Source organism: Thalassospira sp. CH_XMU1420-2 (assembly GCF_037029325.1).
GTDB lineage: Bacteria > Pseudomonadota > Alphaproteobacteria > Rhodospirillales > Thalassospiraceae > Thalassospira > Thalassospira povalilytica.
Window position 1 is genome coordinate 700,321 of record NZ_JAYMEG010000003.1, and the last position, 14,030, is coordinate 714,350.

Sequence of the window (14,030 nt, forward strand, 5' to 3'; positions counted from 1 at the left end):
CCCGGCAATTGATAATCTGTCTGCGCAACGCGCACGGTTATGCGTTGGGATCAAGGCCCCACATGGCAAAGCGGTTGGGATCATCACCCCAGTTCTCACGAACCTTGACGAACAGGAACAGATGCACCCGGCGTTCGAAAATGGCTTCGAGCTCCTTGCGGGCTTCGCTGCCAAGCGCCTTGATCCGTTTTCCGCCCTTGCCAAGAATGATGGCCTTCTGGCCTTCGCGCTCGACAAAAATTGTCTGTTCAAGCTTGACCGATCCGTCCTTGCGTTCTTCCCACAACTCGGTTTCGACCGTTGCGGAATACGGCAGTTCCTGCTGAAGCTGATAATAAAGCTTTTCGCGGGTGATTTCGGCTGCCAGAAGACGCAACGGCATGTCCGAAACGTCATCTTCGGGGAACATCCAGGGACCGTCGGGCATTTTTGCGGCCAGGAAGTTCACAAGGTCCTGCGTGCCGGCACCTTTTTTGGCCGAAATCATAAAGACATCGGTAAAGACATCATGGGCAAACAGATCCTGCGACAGACGCAGGAGCTTTTCCTTGTCTGCGACCTTGTCGACCTTGTTCAGGGCCAGAATAGCCTTGCGGTTCTGATCCTTGAGCTGATTGATGATGGCAAGGTCCTCGTCGGTAATGCCGGTACCGGCATCAATGACAAGAACCACCAGATCCGCATCATCCGCACCATTCCAGGCGGCCTTGACCATCGCGCGGTCCAGACGGCGTTTGGGTGCGAAAATACCCGGGGTATCAATGAAAACAATCTGCGCGTCTTCGGTCATGACGATGCCGCGCACACGCGTACGCGTCGTCTGAACCTTGGGCGAGACGATCGACACTTTGGTGCCGACAAGCTGGTTCAGAAGCGTCGACTTGCCAGCATTTGGCGCGCCAACAAGCGCAACAAAGCCGCAACGCTGCTGATAAGGTAATCTGTCTTCGGCCACCGGTGTGGGAACCTCATTCATCGCTTAGTTTGTCCAACATCATGCGGGCGGCGAGTTGTTCCGCCTCACGTTTCGATTTTCCTTCTGCACTGACACGATCGCCATCACTGGTGGTCAGTTCGATCGTAAAGATCGGTGCATGTGCCGGACCTTCACGTCCGACCATTTCATATTTCGGAAGCGGCTTGCCCCGCCCCTGAAGCCATTCCTGCAATTGCGTTTTCGCATCTTGCGGCGGCTTGTTGTCTTCATCAAGCAGCGGCGTCCAGAGCTTTTCAATAAAGCGGCGCGCCGGTTCAAGTCCACCATCAAGATAGAGTGCGGCAATCACGGCTTCCATGCAATCAGATAAAATTGCCGGATTGGCGTCCGCCCCGGCAGCGCGTTCACCCTTTGCCATCTGGATATGGTCACCCAGATTGATCTGGTTGGCCACACGCGCAAGAGTTTCACGACGCACCAATGCGACGAAACGCTTGGCCATCGCACCTTCGCGCTCACGCCCGAACCGGGTGTAAAGCATTTCGGCCACAACAAGCCCCAAAACCCGGTCACCCAGGAATTCAAGGCGCTCGTTCCCACCGCTTAGCGCATCCTTGCCCTTTGCCGCACTACGATGGGTCAGCGCCACACGCAGCAGGTCAGGATTGGAAAAACCGTGATCAATCTCGGCGATCACCGGTATGCCGTCGCTCATCAGTTGACCCCCTGGAACAGGCGATCAAACCGGATACTGCCCAGATCATAGACCGGCTGCGAGCTGTCCTTGGAATAGAACAGGAATTCGGCACGGCCGACCAGATTTTCGATCGGCACAAAACGGAAGCGCGACGGGAAAGCACGGCTGTCTGCCGAATTATCGCGGTTGTCACCCATCATGAAGTAATGGCCTTCGGGCACGGTAAAGGCTTCGGTATTGTCACTTGGACCCTGATCACCAAACAGTTCCAGAATACGATGCACCTTGCCATTCGGAAGCGTTTCAAGATATTGCGGAACCGCCGCGGAACGGCCCGTACCATCGGTCAGGATGTAATCTTCGATCCGTTCACGTTCAACAAGCTTGTTGTTGATATAAAGGCGCCCGTCAGTGACCTGAACGGTATCACCGGGCAAGCCGATCACGCGTTTGATATAGTCCTGGGTGGTGTCGGACGGCAGTTTGAAAACCACCACATCACCACGTTCCGGTTCGGTTTCAAATACACGGCCCGGAATGACCGGCAGGCTGAAGGGCATGCTGTGTTTCGAATACCCGTAGGAGAATTTCGACACAAACAGATAGTCCCCCACCAGCAGGGTCGGGATCATAGAACCAGACGGAATATTGAACGGTTCGAAGGCAAATGTCCGAACCAAAAGTGCAATGACAATGGCCCAGAAAACGGTCTTCAAGGTGTCAAAAAGGCCACCCGTTTTCTTTTTCTGCACAAGCTTTTCCATTCCGTTTTTAACCAATCAATTTATCTGTCAGTCGGCCGAAATTACCACAACGGCATTCGCCAGGGGATATTCGTCCGTCAAGGTCACATACACCGAAGCAGTTTTCCCGTCCGGGGTTAATTCGTTCAATCGCGCCAGCGCCCCATCAACAAGGACCATGTCAGGCTTGCCGCTTGGTTGATGTACCACACCCATCGTGTTGTGATAAACACCCCGGCGAAACCCGGTACCAAGTGCCTTTGAACAGGCTTCCTTTGCAGCAAACGCCATCGCAAACGATGATGCGGTCCGATGCGGCTTTCGAATTGCGCGGGCAATTTCAACGTCGGTGAAAACACGCTTCATGAAACGCTCCCCATGGCGTTCCAGCGCGGTTTCAATTCGACGGATATCACACAAATCCGTGCCGATCCCAATGATCATTTCACATTACTCGTCTGACCGCGTGCGGCATCCATCAAACGACGCATTTCGGTAATCGCCGCCTCAAGCCCGACAAACACTGCTTCGCCAATCAGGAAATGCCCGATATTCAGTTCGGCAATTTCGGGCATTGCAGCAATCGGTTCGACCGTTTCGAAGTTAAGCCCATGCCCGGCATGAATTTCAAGCCCGATCCCTGCCCCGTATGTCACGGCATTGCGGATACGTTCAAGTTCATGAGCACGGTCTGCGCCATTTTCAGCATCGCAATAGGCGCCGGTATGGATTTCGACAACCGGCGCGCCAAGACTTTTGGCCGCATCGAGCTGATCTTTGGACGCTTCGATAAACAGCGACACACGGATACCCGCATCACCCAGTTCCGACACAAACCGTTTAAGGTGATTGTGGCCGCCGGCAACATCCAGACCGCCTTCTGTCGTTCGTTCTTCACGCTTTTCCGGCACCAGACATACAGCATGCGGCTTGGTCGCCAGCGCAATCGCCAGCATTTCGTCAGTTGCCGCCATCTCAAAATTAAGGGGCAGGTCAATTTCATTGCGAAGTCGCTTCATATCCTCGTCACGGATATGGCGGCGGTCTTCGCGCAAATGCGCGGTAATGCCATCGGCACCAGCAGCCTTTGCAAAGGCGGCGGCCCGCACGGGATCAGGACTATTGCCACCACGCGCATTTCGAATGGTCGCAACATGATCGATATTAACGCCGAGCCGAAGTTTCGAACTCATGGGGTTTCATCCTGCTTTTTGGTGGCACTCTTTGCAGCACTGCCAATTTTTTCCTTGGCACTTTCAAGCATGGGACCAATCCCGTGCCGCTCCGATTTTTTCATCCGGCGCAAAATCCGGTTGTGTCGGTAAATGATAACCGCCCGACGCACCGGGAAATAGAACAGCGCCCAGACCACGATTGAGGTCGGCACACATCCCACCAGCATCGGCCAGATGATATCAACGATGCTGCTCCAAAGCTGGCCAAGCGTCTGATGATCCGCAGGATCCCAATGCCCGAAGATCAGCCCGCCCCCGACATAGCTAAGTCCCAGAACCACAAAGTCCCACAGAACGGCCATATCGAAATGAACAGCGACACTCGATTCATCAACACCCAGCATCCAGTTGCCGCAGGTATACAGCCACAACCAGATAAACGGAAATGTCCAGGGGTTCCCGACAACCGTCCCCAGAAGGGACGCAACCACATTGCTGCGCGTCAACAGGCTGATCAGGGCCGAAACAACAAAATGGAACCCGATAAACGGCGTAAAGGACACAGCCGCACCGATCGCAAAGCCCGACGCAATGCTGTAAGGCGTTCCGGGCAAACGTGCGACACGATGTGCAAAATACTGTGAAGAACGACGCCACCCGCCACGCGGCCAGACTACGTTACGTACTCGTTGCAAAGATGATGGTTTAATGCGGCGCCGAAACATGCGGGTCAGTTCTGGAACAAATCAGGTAACGCAATAAAAAGTCGAGGCATATGGGTAAGTGCTGACTGCGCGCTTGGCAAGGTTTTTACGCGTTTCTCACCTAAAAGATGATTGGGTTCACAGCCCGCCATTATCCGCGCGCGCGCTCAACAGCATTTACCACCGGTGTCGCCCGCAGGGCTGCGATGATATTGGTCAGGTGTTTGACATCGACAACGTCGATATCAATCAGCATTTCGAAGAAGTCCGTCGTGCGATTGGTAAAGCGAAGATTGGTAATGTTGCCATGGTTCTTGGCAATCACACTGGTAATCGAACTGAGCGCCCCCTGCTCGTGCCCGACCGTCAAGCCCAGACGTCCGATGAAATGTTCGGGTTCACCGTCATTGTCCCAACCAACATCAAGCCAGCGTTCCGGCTGCTCGGTAAATGTTTCAAGCGTATCGCAATCAATCGTATGGATTGTCACGCCCTTGCCGGTTGTAACAATTCCGACAATGCGGTCACCGGGCAACGGATGACAGCAGCCGGCATAATGCACAGCCATCCCGGGAATAAGGCCCTTGATCGGAATGGCGTGGTCATGTTTGCGCGCCCGGACCTTTTCAAGCGGGACAACCTTGCGTGCGGTTTCCTTGTCCTTGGAGCCCGGGAAGACCGCATGAACAACTTCGCGCCCGGTATGGTGGCCCGCACCAACCAGCGTCAGAAGCGCATCGACAGATGGCTGCTTGAAGATCTTGAGAACGCCTTCAATCGCCTTGTCGGAATAATCATAGCCTTCCTGACGGAATGCCTTTTGCAGGATCGCCTTGCCAAGATCCTTGTACTGGTCTTCCTGCTGCTGACGGATGAAGCGGCGAATGCGCGCCCGTGCCTTCCCGGTAACAACAAACCGTTCCCAGGTCGGATTCGGCGTTTGCGCCTTTGATGTGACGATTTCGACCTGATCACCGTTATTGAGCACGGTGCGCAACGGCACCATTGCGCCATTGACCTTGGCCCCCACACAGGTGTCCCCGATATGGGTATGGATCATATAGGCGAAATCAACCGGGGTCGCGCGTGCCGGCAGGGCGATTACATCGCCCTTCGGACTGAAACAGAAGACCTGATCCTGAAACATCGCAAGCTTGGTATGTTCAAGGAATTCTTCGGGTTCCGACGCATGTTCAAGAATGTCCAGAAGGTCGCGCAGCCAGCGGTACTGAACACCTTCTTTTTGCTGTCCTGTCGGGGCTTCCTGCTTATAGGCCCAGTGCGCGGCCACACCGTTTTCGTTGACCTCGTGCATCTGGCGGGTACGAATTTGCACCTCGATCCGATGGTTTTCCGGTCCGAGAACCGTGGTGTGGATCGAACGATACCCGTTGGGCTTTGGTGTCGAGATGTAATCCTTGAACCGACCGGGCACCACCTTGTAATTGGCATGCATATAGCCAAGAACTTCGTAACATTCGGGCATGTCATCAACCAGGACACGGAATGCCATGATGTCGGACAGCTCGCCAAACGTGATGTTCTTGCGCTGCATTTTTTGCCAGATCGAATACGGACGTTTTTCACGCCCGTAAATATCGACCTTCAATCCCTGCCGCGAAATGACTTCCTTGAGCTCGGAGACAATGCGGCTGACAACATTGTCATCCTTTTCGCGCAGGAATTCCAAACGCGCCAGAATGGAATCACGGGCCTCGGGGTTGATATGCTGGAAGGCAAGATCTTCGAGCTCTTCCTTGATGTCATGCATACCGATACGTTCGGCAAGCGGTGCATAAATCTCAAGCGTTTCAGCCGCAATACGCACGCGTTTTTCCGGCTTCGAGATATAATGCAGGGTCCGCATGTTATGCAGACGGTCCGCCAGCTTCACAAGAAGAACACGGATATCTTCCGACATCGCAAGTAACAACTTGCGGAAGTTCTCTGCCTGTTTGGAATCTGCCGATTTCAGCTCGATCTGGGTCAGCTTGGTCACACCATCGACCAGCTTCATGATGTTGGTCCCGAAAAGCTTGGTGATCTCTTCGGGGGTGGCATCGGTATCTTCGATGGTGTCGTGCAGCAATGCTGTGATGATCGTGTCACAGTCGAGCTTGTAATTGGTCAGAATGCCCGCAACTTCGATCGGATGGGAAAAATACGGGTCGCCGGACGCACGCTTCTGCGAACCGTGTTTTTGGGTTGCATAAACATATGCCCGGTTCAGCGTTGTTTCACACGCATCCGGATCATAGGCTTTCACCCGTTCAACAAGTTCGTATTGGCGCATCATTCAGGGGCATCTCCGTATAGTCCAAGCAGGGCTCATGACCGAGCCCTTACATAAGATAGTACGATTTAGACAAAAAAAAGCCACGGAAGATGAATACCGTGGCTTTTCTTTTCAAACGGGCTCAGATCAATATCAATCTGGCCTTATTCATCTTCTGACGGAAGCACAACACCAACCGATGCGTCTTCGACAGCTTCTGCGACCAGTTTCGGACCGAAATCATCTTCGGCTTCTTCCGGCTCGTCAGTTTCAACATGCCGCTGCAGACCCTGCACCATGCCGTTGCGCAGATCGTCGAAATCGACTTTTTCTTCGGCGATTTCACGCAGCGCAACAACCGGGTTCTTGTCGTTATCACGATCAATGGTCAGTTCTGCACCGGCCGAGATGTTGCGTGCACGCTGAGCTGCAAGCATAACAAGCTCAAAGCGGTTCGGAATCTTGTCAACGCAATCTTCGACGGTAACGCGCGCCATAAATGTCTCCAGAAATACTTTTGGGGTGTCCAGACCGACCTATATAACGCCGGATCTTCTGTGTTGCAACAGCGAAACCGCTTATTGGCGCAGGTTTTCGCACGCTTTTTCGTCAGCCCACCTGCTTTCTGATCTGCTGATCTTCGGGCAGTTCCGAAATCAGATCTTCTACCGTGCGCCCGATGACCGGATGCACCCAGTCACCCGCAACATCGCGCAAAGGCAACAGAACAAAGGCGCGTTCCGCCATCCGGGGATGGGGAACCTGAATGCCGCCCTCCTCACGAACCTGTTCGCGGCCATAGGCAATCAGATCAAGATCAATCACACGCGCCGCATTGCGTTCGCGGCGCACCCGACCGAATTCGGCCTCGACTTCATGAAGACGCGCCAACAGATCATGGGCGGAAAGCTTTGTCGAAATTCTTGCCACCCCGTTCACGTACCAGGGCTGATCAGAGATCGGAACGGGTGCCGTCTCGTAAAAGGATGACACCGCATCGATCAAAATATCACCATCCTGCATTAAACGCTGCAACGCGGCTTTCAATGTTTGTGCAGGCGCACCATATTCTTCCGTAGGCAGATTGGCACCAAACGCAATCAGAATGGCGTCATCCGACGGTGTGCTGGTGGTCGATGGTGACAGCGTGCTCACAAGGCAGACTTTCAGTTCGGTGGATATTTGTTGGTTCAACGAGCAACGGCTTGTTCGCCAGCTGCGCGAAAGACGGCATATCTAAGGGAGCCATCATACTCTGTCTACGATATTTTCGCCTTTCTTTGTCCCTCTGCCCACGGTAGATATTGAGAGTTCCGTATTTTTGGAACTGCATAATTAAATTTGATGTTTGAGGAATTTCAGGATGATTTTTTACCCGCAGGAACGCATCGGGCTGTTCATTGACGGCTCGAACCTTTATGCCGCGGCGCGGTCTCTTGGTTTTGATATTGATTACAAACGCTTACTCGATCTTTTTGCCCAAAAAGGTCAACTGATCCGGGCCTTCTACTATACCGCCCTTATCGAAGATCAGGAATATTCCCCGATCCGTCCGCTTGTCGACTGGCTTGATTATAACGGCTACACCATGGTCACCAAACCGACCAAGGAGTTCACCGATGCTGCCGGTCGTCGCAAGATCAAGGGCAACATGGATATCGAGCTGGCAATTGACGTCATGGAAATGGCGCAACACCTTGATCATGTTGTCATTTTCTCGGGCGACGGTGATTTCCGGCGTCTGGTTGATGCCGTACAGCGCAAAGGCGTTCGCGTCACGGTCGTATCGACGGTCAAATCCAATCCGCCGATGGTCGCAGACGAGCTGCGCCGCCAAGCCGACAACTTTATCGAGCTGACCGAACTCGAAGGAACGATCGCGCGCAAGGTGCAGCAACGCCGCGATGACGATCATCCCGATATCGACGATCACCCCGATCACCCTGAACTTGACGATTTCGATTTCGAGTAAGAAAACCCGAATTCGCCCGGAAACAAGCCCGGAAATACGCCCAACGTGATCACGACCGGTTACGGTCCGAACCGTAACCGGCAAGCATGTCAGACTTGCCATGACCGCCTATCAGCAACCCGACATTGATTGTCAGCTTTGTCCGCGACTGGTCGAATTCCGGCGCGCCAATCAGGAAAAGTTTCCGCATTTCTATAATGGCCCGGTCCGCCCGTTTGGCCCCTTGAATGCGCGATTGCTGATTGTCGGACTGGCACCGGGTCTTAAGGGGGCCAACGCCACCGGGCGTCCGTTTACCGGCGACTATGCCGGGGACCTTTTGTATGACACGCTTAAAAAGTTCGGCTTTGCCAGGGGCACCTATGACAAGCGGCCTGATGACGGGCTTGAACTGCTTGATTGTCGCATCACCAATGCGGTGAAATGCGTCCCGCCGGAAAACAAACCGAACGGACCGGAAGCCAATGCCTGTCGGCCTTTTCTGATCAGCGAATTTGATGCGATGGAAAACCTTTCGGCCATTTTGTGCCTTGGTCAGGTTGCCCATCAGGCGATGCTCAGGACATTTGGACTTAAACTTTCATCGCTTAAATTTGGCCATGGCGCATCGCATAAAATGGAAAATGGCATCACATTGTTTGATAGCTATCACTGTTCGCGCTACAACACCCAGACTTATCGCCTGACGCCAGAGATGTTTGAAAACGTCTTTGCCGACATTCGCGCACATCTGGACGGTTAATTTGCCTGATACATCGCCCATGAACGACCTGCTCGACCGACCCGTACAACGTCTGCCGATAGACGTCCTGCGCGAGGTGTTTGGTTACGACAGCTTTCGCGGCCAACAGGCTGAAATCATTGATCATGTGATTGCCGGCAATGATGCACTGGTACTGATGCCCACGGGTGGTGGCAAATCATTATGCTATCAGGTCCCTGCCCTGTGCCGTTCGGGTACCGCTGTTGTGGTGTCACCACTGATCGCGCTTATGAAGGATCAGGTCGACGCCCTTAATCAGCTTGGCGTCAAGGCGGCCTTTATCAATTCGACCCTGGCCCCCGAGGCCGCCCGCGAGATCGAGGCACGGGCCGTTGATGGCGATATTGATCTTCTTTATGTCGCACCGGAACGTTTTGCGACCGACCGGTTCCTTAATCTGCTTGATCGTATCAGCATTTCATTGTTTGCGATTGACGAGGCACACTGCGTTTCGCAATGGGGGCATGATTTCCGCCCGGAATACCGTCGGCTTGATCTTTTGCCGACGCGCTTTGCCCATGTGCCGCGCATCGCCCTTACCGCGACTGCCGATACGCCGACCCGCAAGGACATTGCCGAAAACCTGCATCTGACCGATGCCAAATGCTTCATTACCGGCTTTGACCGTCCCAATATCACCTATCGCATTGAAACCAAGGGCAACGCCAAGCAGCGCCTGCTGTCGTTCCTCAATCGTGAACATGCCGAAGATGCCGGGATTGTCTATTGCCTGTCACGCCGCAAGACCGAAGATGTCGCACAATGGCTGACCGATAACGGTCGCCCCGCCTTGCCCTATCATGCGGGCCTGACACAGGAAACACGCCAACTCCATCAGGATCGCTTCCTGCGCGAAGACGGCATGATCATTTGTGCGACTGTGGCCTTTGGCATGGGCATCGACAAACCCAATGTCCGCTTTGTTGCGCATTTGAACCTGCCCAAAAGCATGGAAGCCTATTATCAGGAAACCGGGCGTGCGGGCCGTGACGGACTTCCGGCCAATGCCTGGATGAATTACGACCTTTCAGACATTGTTTCGATCCGCAGCATGGTGGCAAGTTCCGACGCGCCCGAAGCCCAGAAACGCATTGAATCGCGCAAGCTTGATGCGCTGGTCGGACTTGCAGAAACCACCAAATGCCGCCGCCAGGTCATTCTGTCCTATTTTGGCGAAGATCAACATCAGCCCTGTGGCAATTGCGATACCTGTCTTGAGCCGGTCGATACCTGGGATGCCACCGATGCGTCTCGCAAGGCGCTTTCGGCGGTCTATCGGACAGGTCAACGGTTTGGCCCGGCTCATGTGATCGAAGTTCTGATGGGCCGCAAAACTGAAAAAATCCGCCAGAACGGCCATGATCAGCTTTCGGTTTATGCAATTGGCAAGGATATCCCACAACCGCAATGGCGATCGGTTTTCCGTCAGCTTCTTGCCATGGGATATTTGCAGGTCGATGTCGAAGGGCATGGCGGTGTTTACCTGACCGAGGAATCGCGACCGGTCCTGCGCGGTGAAAAAGTTGTCGAAATGCGCAAGGACCCGGGCGAAAGCAAACGCGCCATGACGCGGCGTCTGCGCGATTTCGATACCGAATTTGAAAACGAGGAAGACCGCGATCTTTGGGAACGGTTGCGCACCATGCGCCGCGAATTGGCCACCAGCCAGAATGTCCCGCCCTATGTCATTTTCAGCGACCGGACACTTTGGGAAATGGTGCGCTTCAAACCCCGCACACTCGAAGACATGGCATCCATTAACGGGGTTGGGGTAAAGAAACTCGACCAGTATGGGCTGGCGTTTCTTGATGTGATGGACGGGCGGCGCTAACAGCCGCCCGAAAATTTGGCATCAGGCCCTAGTGCCCTGACAGCTGTGCTTTGATGGCGTCAACAATCACATCATCGCCCGGTTTCACGCGTGTATCAAAACTGGCCACCAGTTCCCCGTTTCGCCCGATCAGATATTTGTGAAAGTTCCAGTTTGGCGCCTTATCCGCGCCCAGCACATCGATCGCCCATTTGTAAAATGGATGTGCATCGGCCCCGGACACCGTGGTTTTTGATGTCATCGGGAAATCGACATCAAAATTGACTTCGCAGAATTCCTGAATGGCGGCATCTTCTGCATATTCCTGACCGCCGAAATCGCCTGATGGCACACCGATCACGACCAGCCCGTCATCGCGGTAATCATCCCACAATTTTTGCAGGCCGGTATATTGCGGGGTGAACCCGCACATTGATGCCGTATTCACCAACAGGATGACCTTGCCCTGATAATCGGCAAGATGAAGTTCCCCGCCAATGATGGACGGGAATGAAAAGTCATACGCCGTTTTTGCATCTTCCGATGCCATGGTTCCTCTCCAGGAAAAAATGACCGCAATCACTGCAAGCACGCATAATACAGTGAAATGCCGACCCTTTTCAATTTGAGGAAAATACCTAGCCATATCGTTCCTCGGTCCAGGGATTGGCATTATTGTGATATCCGCGTTCTTCCCAGAATCCCGGTGCGTCTTCTTTGACAAACCGGATTTCGCGCACCCATTTGGTGCTTTTCCAGAAATACAGCTTGGGAATGACAACTCGGACCGGACCGCCATGCTCTTCGCTTAACGGTTCGTCGTTCCAGTGATGGGCAATCAGGACGTCTTCATCAAGAAACTGATCAATCCTCACATTTGTGGTGTAACCGTCATGTGCGGTAAACAGGACATGTTTGGCATCGGGATGCGGCTTGACCATTTCCGCCAATGTTAGCGCTAACACGCCCTGCCAGTCATTGTCATATCGCGACCAGCTGGTCACACAGTGAATGTCATTGCGCGCCCGGACATTTGGCAAATCAAGAAGATCGACAAACCCAAGCGACAGAGGATTTTCAACCAACCCGGTAATATCAAGCCTGAAGTCATCAGCACTGACATGGGGCGTGATGCCCAGATCAAGCACCGGCCAATCCTTTACCAGCCGCTGCCCCGGCGGCAGACGGTTTTCGCGTGCGGCATCGGATGTCCCGGTCAGCAAACGACCATCTTTGGCCCATTTGCGCTTGGCCTCGATCAGCTTGTCTTTGATTTTTCCAGAAAAACTTTGCGTCACCGCTTTCTCCCTTGTCACAAGCTGATACGAAAAATGGCGCTGACATGTTCACCATGACAACGCCATTTAATCATAAAACCGGGCAGAAAAGGCAATTCACTTCCCCGCGATAAACCGGGCCTTGTTCGGCAATTAGCCGAAGTCGCGCATAATACGCGCCTTGTCACGTTGCCAGTCACGTTCCTTGACCGCTTCGCGTTTGTCGGCCTTTTTCTTGCCTTCGGCAATGGCGAGTTCCAGCTTCGCGATCCCGCGTTCATTGAAATACAATTTGACCGGAACAAGGGTAAAACCCTTTTTGTTCAAGGCATCATGCATTTTGGCGATTTCGCGTTTATGCAGCAGCAATTTGCGCGGACGGCGTTCTTCGTGGCCGAACGGCATCTTGCTTTGGTATTCGGGAATATATGCGTTGATCAGCCAGACTTCGTCATTCTTGGCTTCGGCATAGGATTCCTGAATATTGCCCTTGCCATCGCGGAGCGATTTAACCTCGGTCCCGCGCAAAACGATCCCGGCTTCGAATGTTTCCGTCAGGAAATAGTCAAAGCGCGCGCGTCGGTTTTGCGCAACGACCTTATTGTTATCTGTTTCTTTCTTCGGTGCCATAAGACGCTAATTATCGCTTAGTGGCCGAGCAGTCCGGCACCCTTAAGCGCGGCTTCGACCTTGCGTTTGGATTCATCGGCGATCTCGACCATCGGCAGGCGCATGTGGCTGCCACAAAGGCCAAGCAATTCAGCCGCGTATTTGACCGGTCCCGGGCTTGCTTCGCAGAACATTGCCTTGTGAACCGGCATCAGACGGTAGTTCAACTCCTGAACCTTGGCAATGTTCCCGGCAGCCCAGGCCGCATGCAGTTCTGCACACAGTTTCGGCGCAATGTTCGACGTGACCGAAATGCAGCCATGCCCACCCTGCGCAAGGAACGGAACGATGGTGCCGTCTTCGCCCGACAGCTGGCAGAAATCAGCACCGGCCGCCAAACGGGTCAGTGCCGGACGTTCCAGATCGCTGGTCGCATCCTTGACACCAACGATACGCGGCAGTTTTGCCAGTTCCGCCATGGTCGCGACGCTCATATCCACAATCGAGCGACCCGGAATGTTATAGATGACAATCGGGATATCGGTTGCATCATGAACGGCCTTGTAATGCGCATACAGGCCCTTTTGGGTCGGCTTGTTATAATAAGGCGTTACAACAAGTGCGGCATCCGCACCGGCATTCTGCGCATGGCGCGTCAGCGAAACGGCTTCTGCGGTCGAGTTGGAACCGGTTCCGGCAATTACCGGGCCGCGGCCTTTGGCAACTTCGAGTGCCAGTTCAACAACACGATGATGTTCAGCATGGCTCAGCGTCGGGGATTCACCAGTGGTTCCGACAGGCACCACACCTGTCGTGCCCTGTTTAAGTTGCCAATCCACAAAAGACTGGAACGCCTTTTCATCAATCGCACCATCTTGCGTGAACGGTGTGATCAAAGCTGTGATTGAACCCTTAAACATGGAGATCTCCAAACATTGGATATATTGAAAGCGGTCGCGAAAATAGCGGCTGTTCGCCAATCCCGCAAGCACTGTATACATTAATCGAAAGGAACTGTAATCGGGGTTGCAATTTCCCTTCAGGACTGTTTGGCTTTTCCGGATTTCA

The 14,030-nt window shown here is 53.7% G+C and carries 16 protein-coding genes; 3 read left to right on the forward strand and 13 right to left on the reverse strand.

All coding sequences use genetic code 11. The annotated features are described in order from the left end of the window. Positions 1 to 37: 37 nt before the first annotated feature. The 9 genes from era to folK form a co-directional block, all read right to left on the reverse strand. A complete protein-coding gene (era, locus tag WA429_RS12950; RefSeq protein WP_101246293.1) occupies positions 38 to 976 on the reverse strand; it encodes a GTPase Era in 939 nt (312 codons plus the stop codon). Beyond that, complete coding sequence (gene rnc, locus WA429_RS12955) at positions 969 to 1,652, reverse strand: ribonuclease III (RefSeq protein ID WP_101246294.1); 684 nt, start codon at positions 1,650 to 1,652, stop codon at positions 969 to 971. Before rnc ends, era begins: the two co-directional genes overlap by 8 nt. Beyond that, on the reverse strand, positions 1,652 to 2,398 hold the full coding sequence (gene lepB, locus WA429_RS12960) for a signal peptidase I (RefSeq protein WP_068518986.1): 747 nt from the start codon (positions 2,396 to 2,398) through the stop codon (positions 1,652 to 1,654). Before lepB ends, rnc begins: the two co-directional genes overlap by 1 nt. A 27-nt stretch (positions 2,399 to 2,425) precedes the next feature. Then, complete coding sequence (gene acpS / locus WA429_RS12965; RefSeq protein ID WP_068518985.1) at positions 2,426 to 2,821, reverse strand: holo-ACP synthase; 396 nt, start codon at positions 2,819 to 2,821, stop codon at positions 2,426 to 2,428. Continuing rightward, positions 2,818 to 3,570 carry a pyridoxine 5'-phosphate synthase gene (locus WA429_RS12970; RefSeq protein ID WP_287464983.1) on the reverse strand — a complete coding sequence of 251 codons (753 nt, stop codon included), beginning with the start codon at positions 3,568 to 3,570 and terminating at the stop codon, positions 2,818 to 2,820. The genes acpS and WA429_RS12970 overlap by 4 nt, the downstream gene beginning before the upstream one ends. Then, a complete protein-coding gene (locus tag WA429_RS12975; protein WP_114113302.1) occupies positions 3,567 to 4,277 on the reverse strand; it encodes a DUF2062 domain-containing protein in 711 nt (236 codons plus the stop codon). Before WA429_RS12975 ends, WA429_RS12970 begins: the two co-directional genes overlap by 4 nt. A gap of 130 nt (positions 4,278 to 4,407) precedes the next feature. Then, positions 4,408 to 6,552, reverse strand: a complete 2,145-nt coding sequence (locus WA429_RS12980; RefSeq protein WP_068518982.1) for a RelA/SpoT family protein — start codon at positions 6,550 to 6,552, stop codon at positions 4,408 to 4,410. Positions 6,553 to 6,695: 143 nt separating this feature from the next. Beyond that, positions 6,696 to 7,028, reverse strand: coding sequence for a DNA-directed RNA polymerase subunit omega (gene rpoZ, locus WA429_RS12985; RefSeq protein WP_287464981.1), 333 nt, complete (start codon positions 7,026 to 7,028; stop codon positions 6,696 to 6,698). Positions 7,029 to 7,140: 112 nt separating this feature from the next. Then, positions 7,141 to 7,686: a 2-amino-4-hydroxy-6-hydroxymethyldihydropteridine diphosphokinase gene (gene folK, locus WA429_RS12990; RefSeq protein WP_287464980.1), complete on the reverse strand. Its 546-nt coding sequence runs from the start codon at positions 7,684 to 7,686 to the stop codon at positions 7,141 to 7,143. 208 nt (positions 7,687 to 7,894) lie between these two features. Here folK and WA429_RS12995 point away from each other — a divergent pair, with 208 nt between their 5' ends. The 3 genes from WA429_RS12995 to recQ all read left to right on the forward strand — a co-directional run bounded on the left by WA429_RS12995 (position 7,895) and on the right by recQ (position 11,097). Beyond that, entirely contained in the window at positions 7,895 to 8,503 is a 609-nt protein-coding gene (locus WA429_RS12995; protein ID WP_068518980.1) for a LabA-like NYN domain-containing protein, read from the forward strand. Between the two features lie 100 nt (positions 8,504 to 8,603). Beyond that, on the forward strand, positions 8,604 to 9,245 hold the full coding sequence (locus tag WA429_RS13000) for a uracil-DNA glycosylase (protein ID WP_287464978.1): 642 nt from the start codon (positions 8,604 to 8,606) through the stop codon (positions 9,243 to 9,245). A gap of 19 nt (positions 9,246 to 9,264) precedes the next feature. Continuing rightward, positions 9,265 to 11,097 carry a DNA helicase RecQ gene (gene recQ, locus WA429_RS13005; protein WP_228195551.1) on the forward strand — a complete coding sequence of 611 codons (1,833 nt, stop codon included), beginning with the start codon at positions 9,265 to 9,267 and terminating at the stop codon, positions 11,095 to 11,097. A gap of 28 nt (positions 11,098 to 11,125) precedes the next feature. Here the strand turns inward: recQ and WA429_RS13010 are convergent, their stop codons facing one another. The 4 genes from WA429_RS13010 to dapA form a co-directional block, all read right to left on the reverse strand. After that, a complete protein-coding gene (locus WA429_RS13010) occupies positions 11,126 to 11,626 on the reverse strand; it encodes a glutathione peroxidase (protein WP_287464976.1) in 501 nt (166 codons plus the stop codon). A gap of 88 nt (positions 11,627 to 11,714) precedes the next feature. After that, positions 11,715 to 12,374 (reverse strand): sulfite oxidase-like oxidoreductase, encoded by a 660-nt coding sequence (locus tag WA429_RS13015; RefSeq protein ID WP_287464975.1) that lies wholly within the window; start codon positions 12,372 to 12,374, stop codon positions 11,715 to 11,717. Positions 12,375 to 12,506: 132 nt separating this feature from the next. Beyond that, positions 12,507 to 12,983 (reverse strand): SsrA-binding protein SmpB, encoded by a 477-nt coding sequence (smpB, locus tag WA429_RS13020; protein WP_068518975.1) that lies wholly within the window; start codon positions 12,981 to 12,983, stop codon positions 12,507 to 12,509. Between the two features lie 17 nt (positions 12,984 to 13,000). Then, the gene (gene dapA / locus WA429_RS13025) at positions 13,001 to 13,882 is read right to left on the reverse strand and encodes a 4-hydroxy-tetrahydrodipicolinate synthase (RefSeq protein ID WP_068519201.1); all 882 of its coding nucleotides are present in this window, start codon (positions 13,880 to 13,882) and stop codon (positions 13,001 to 13,003) included. Positions 13,883 to 14,030: the final 148 nt, after the last annotated feature.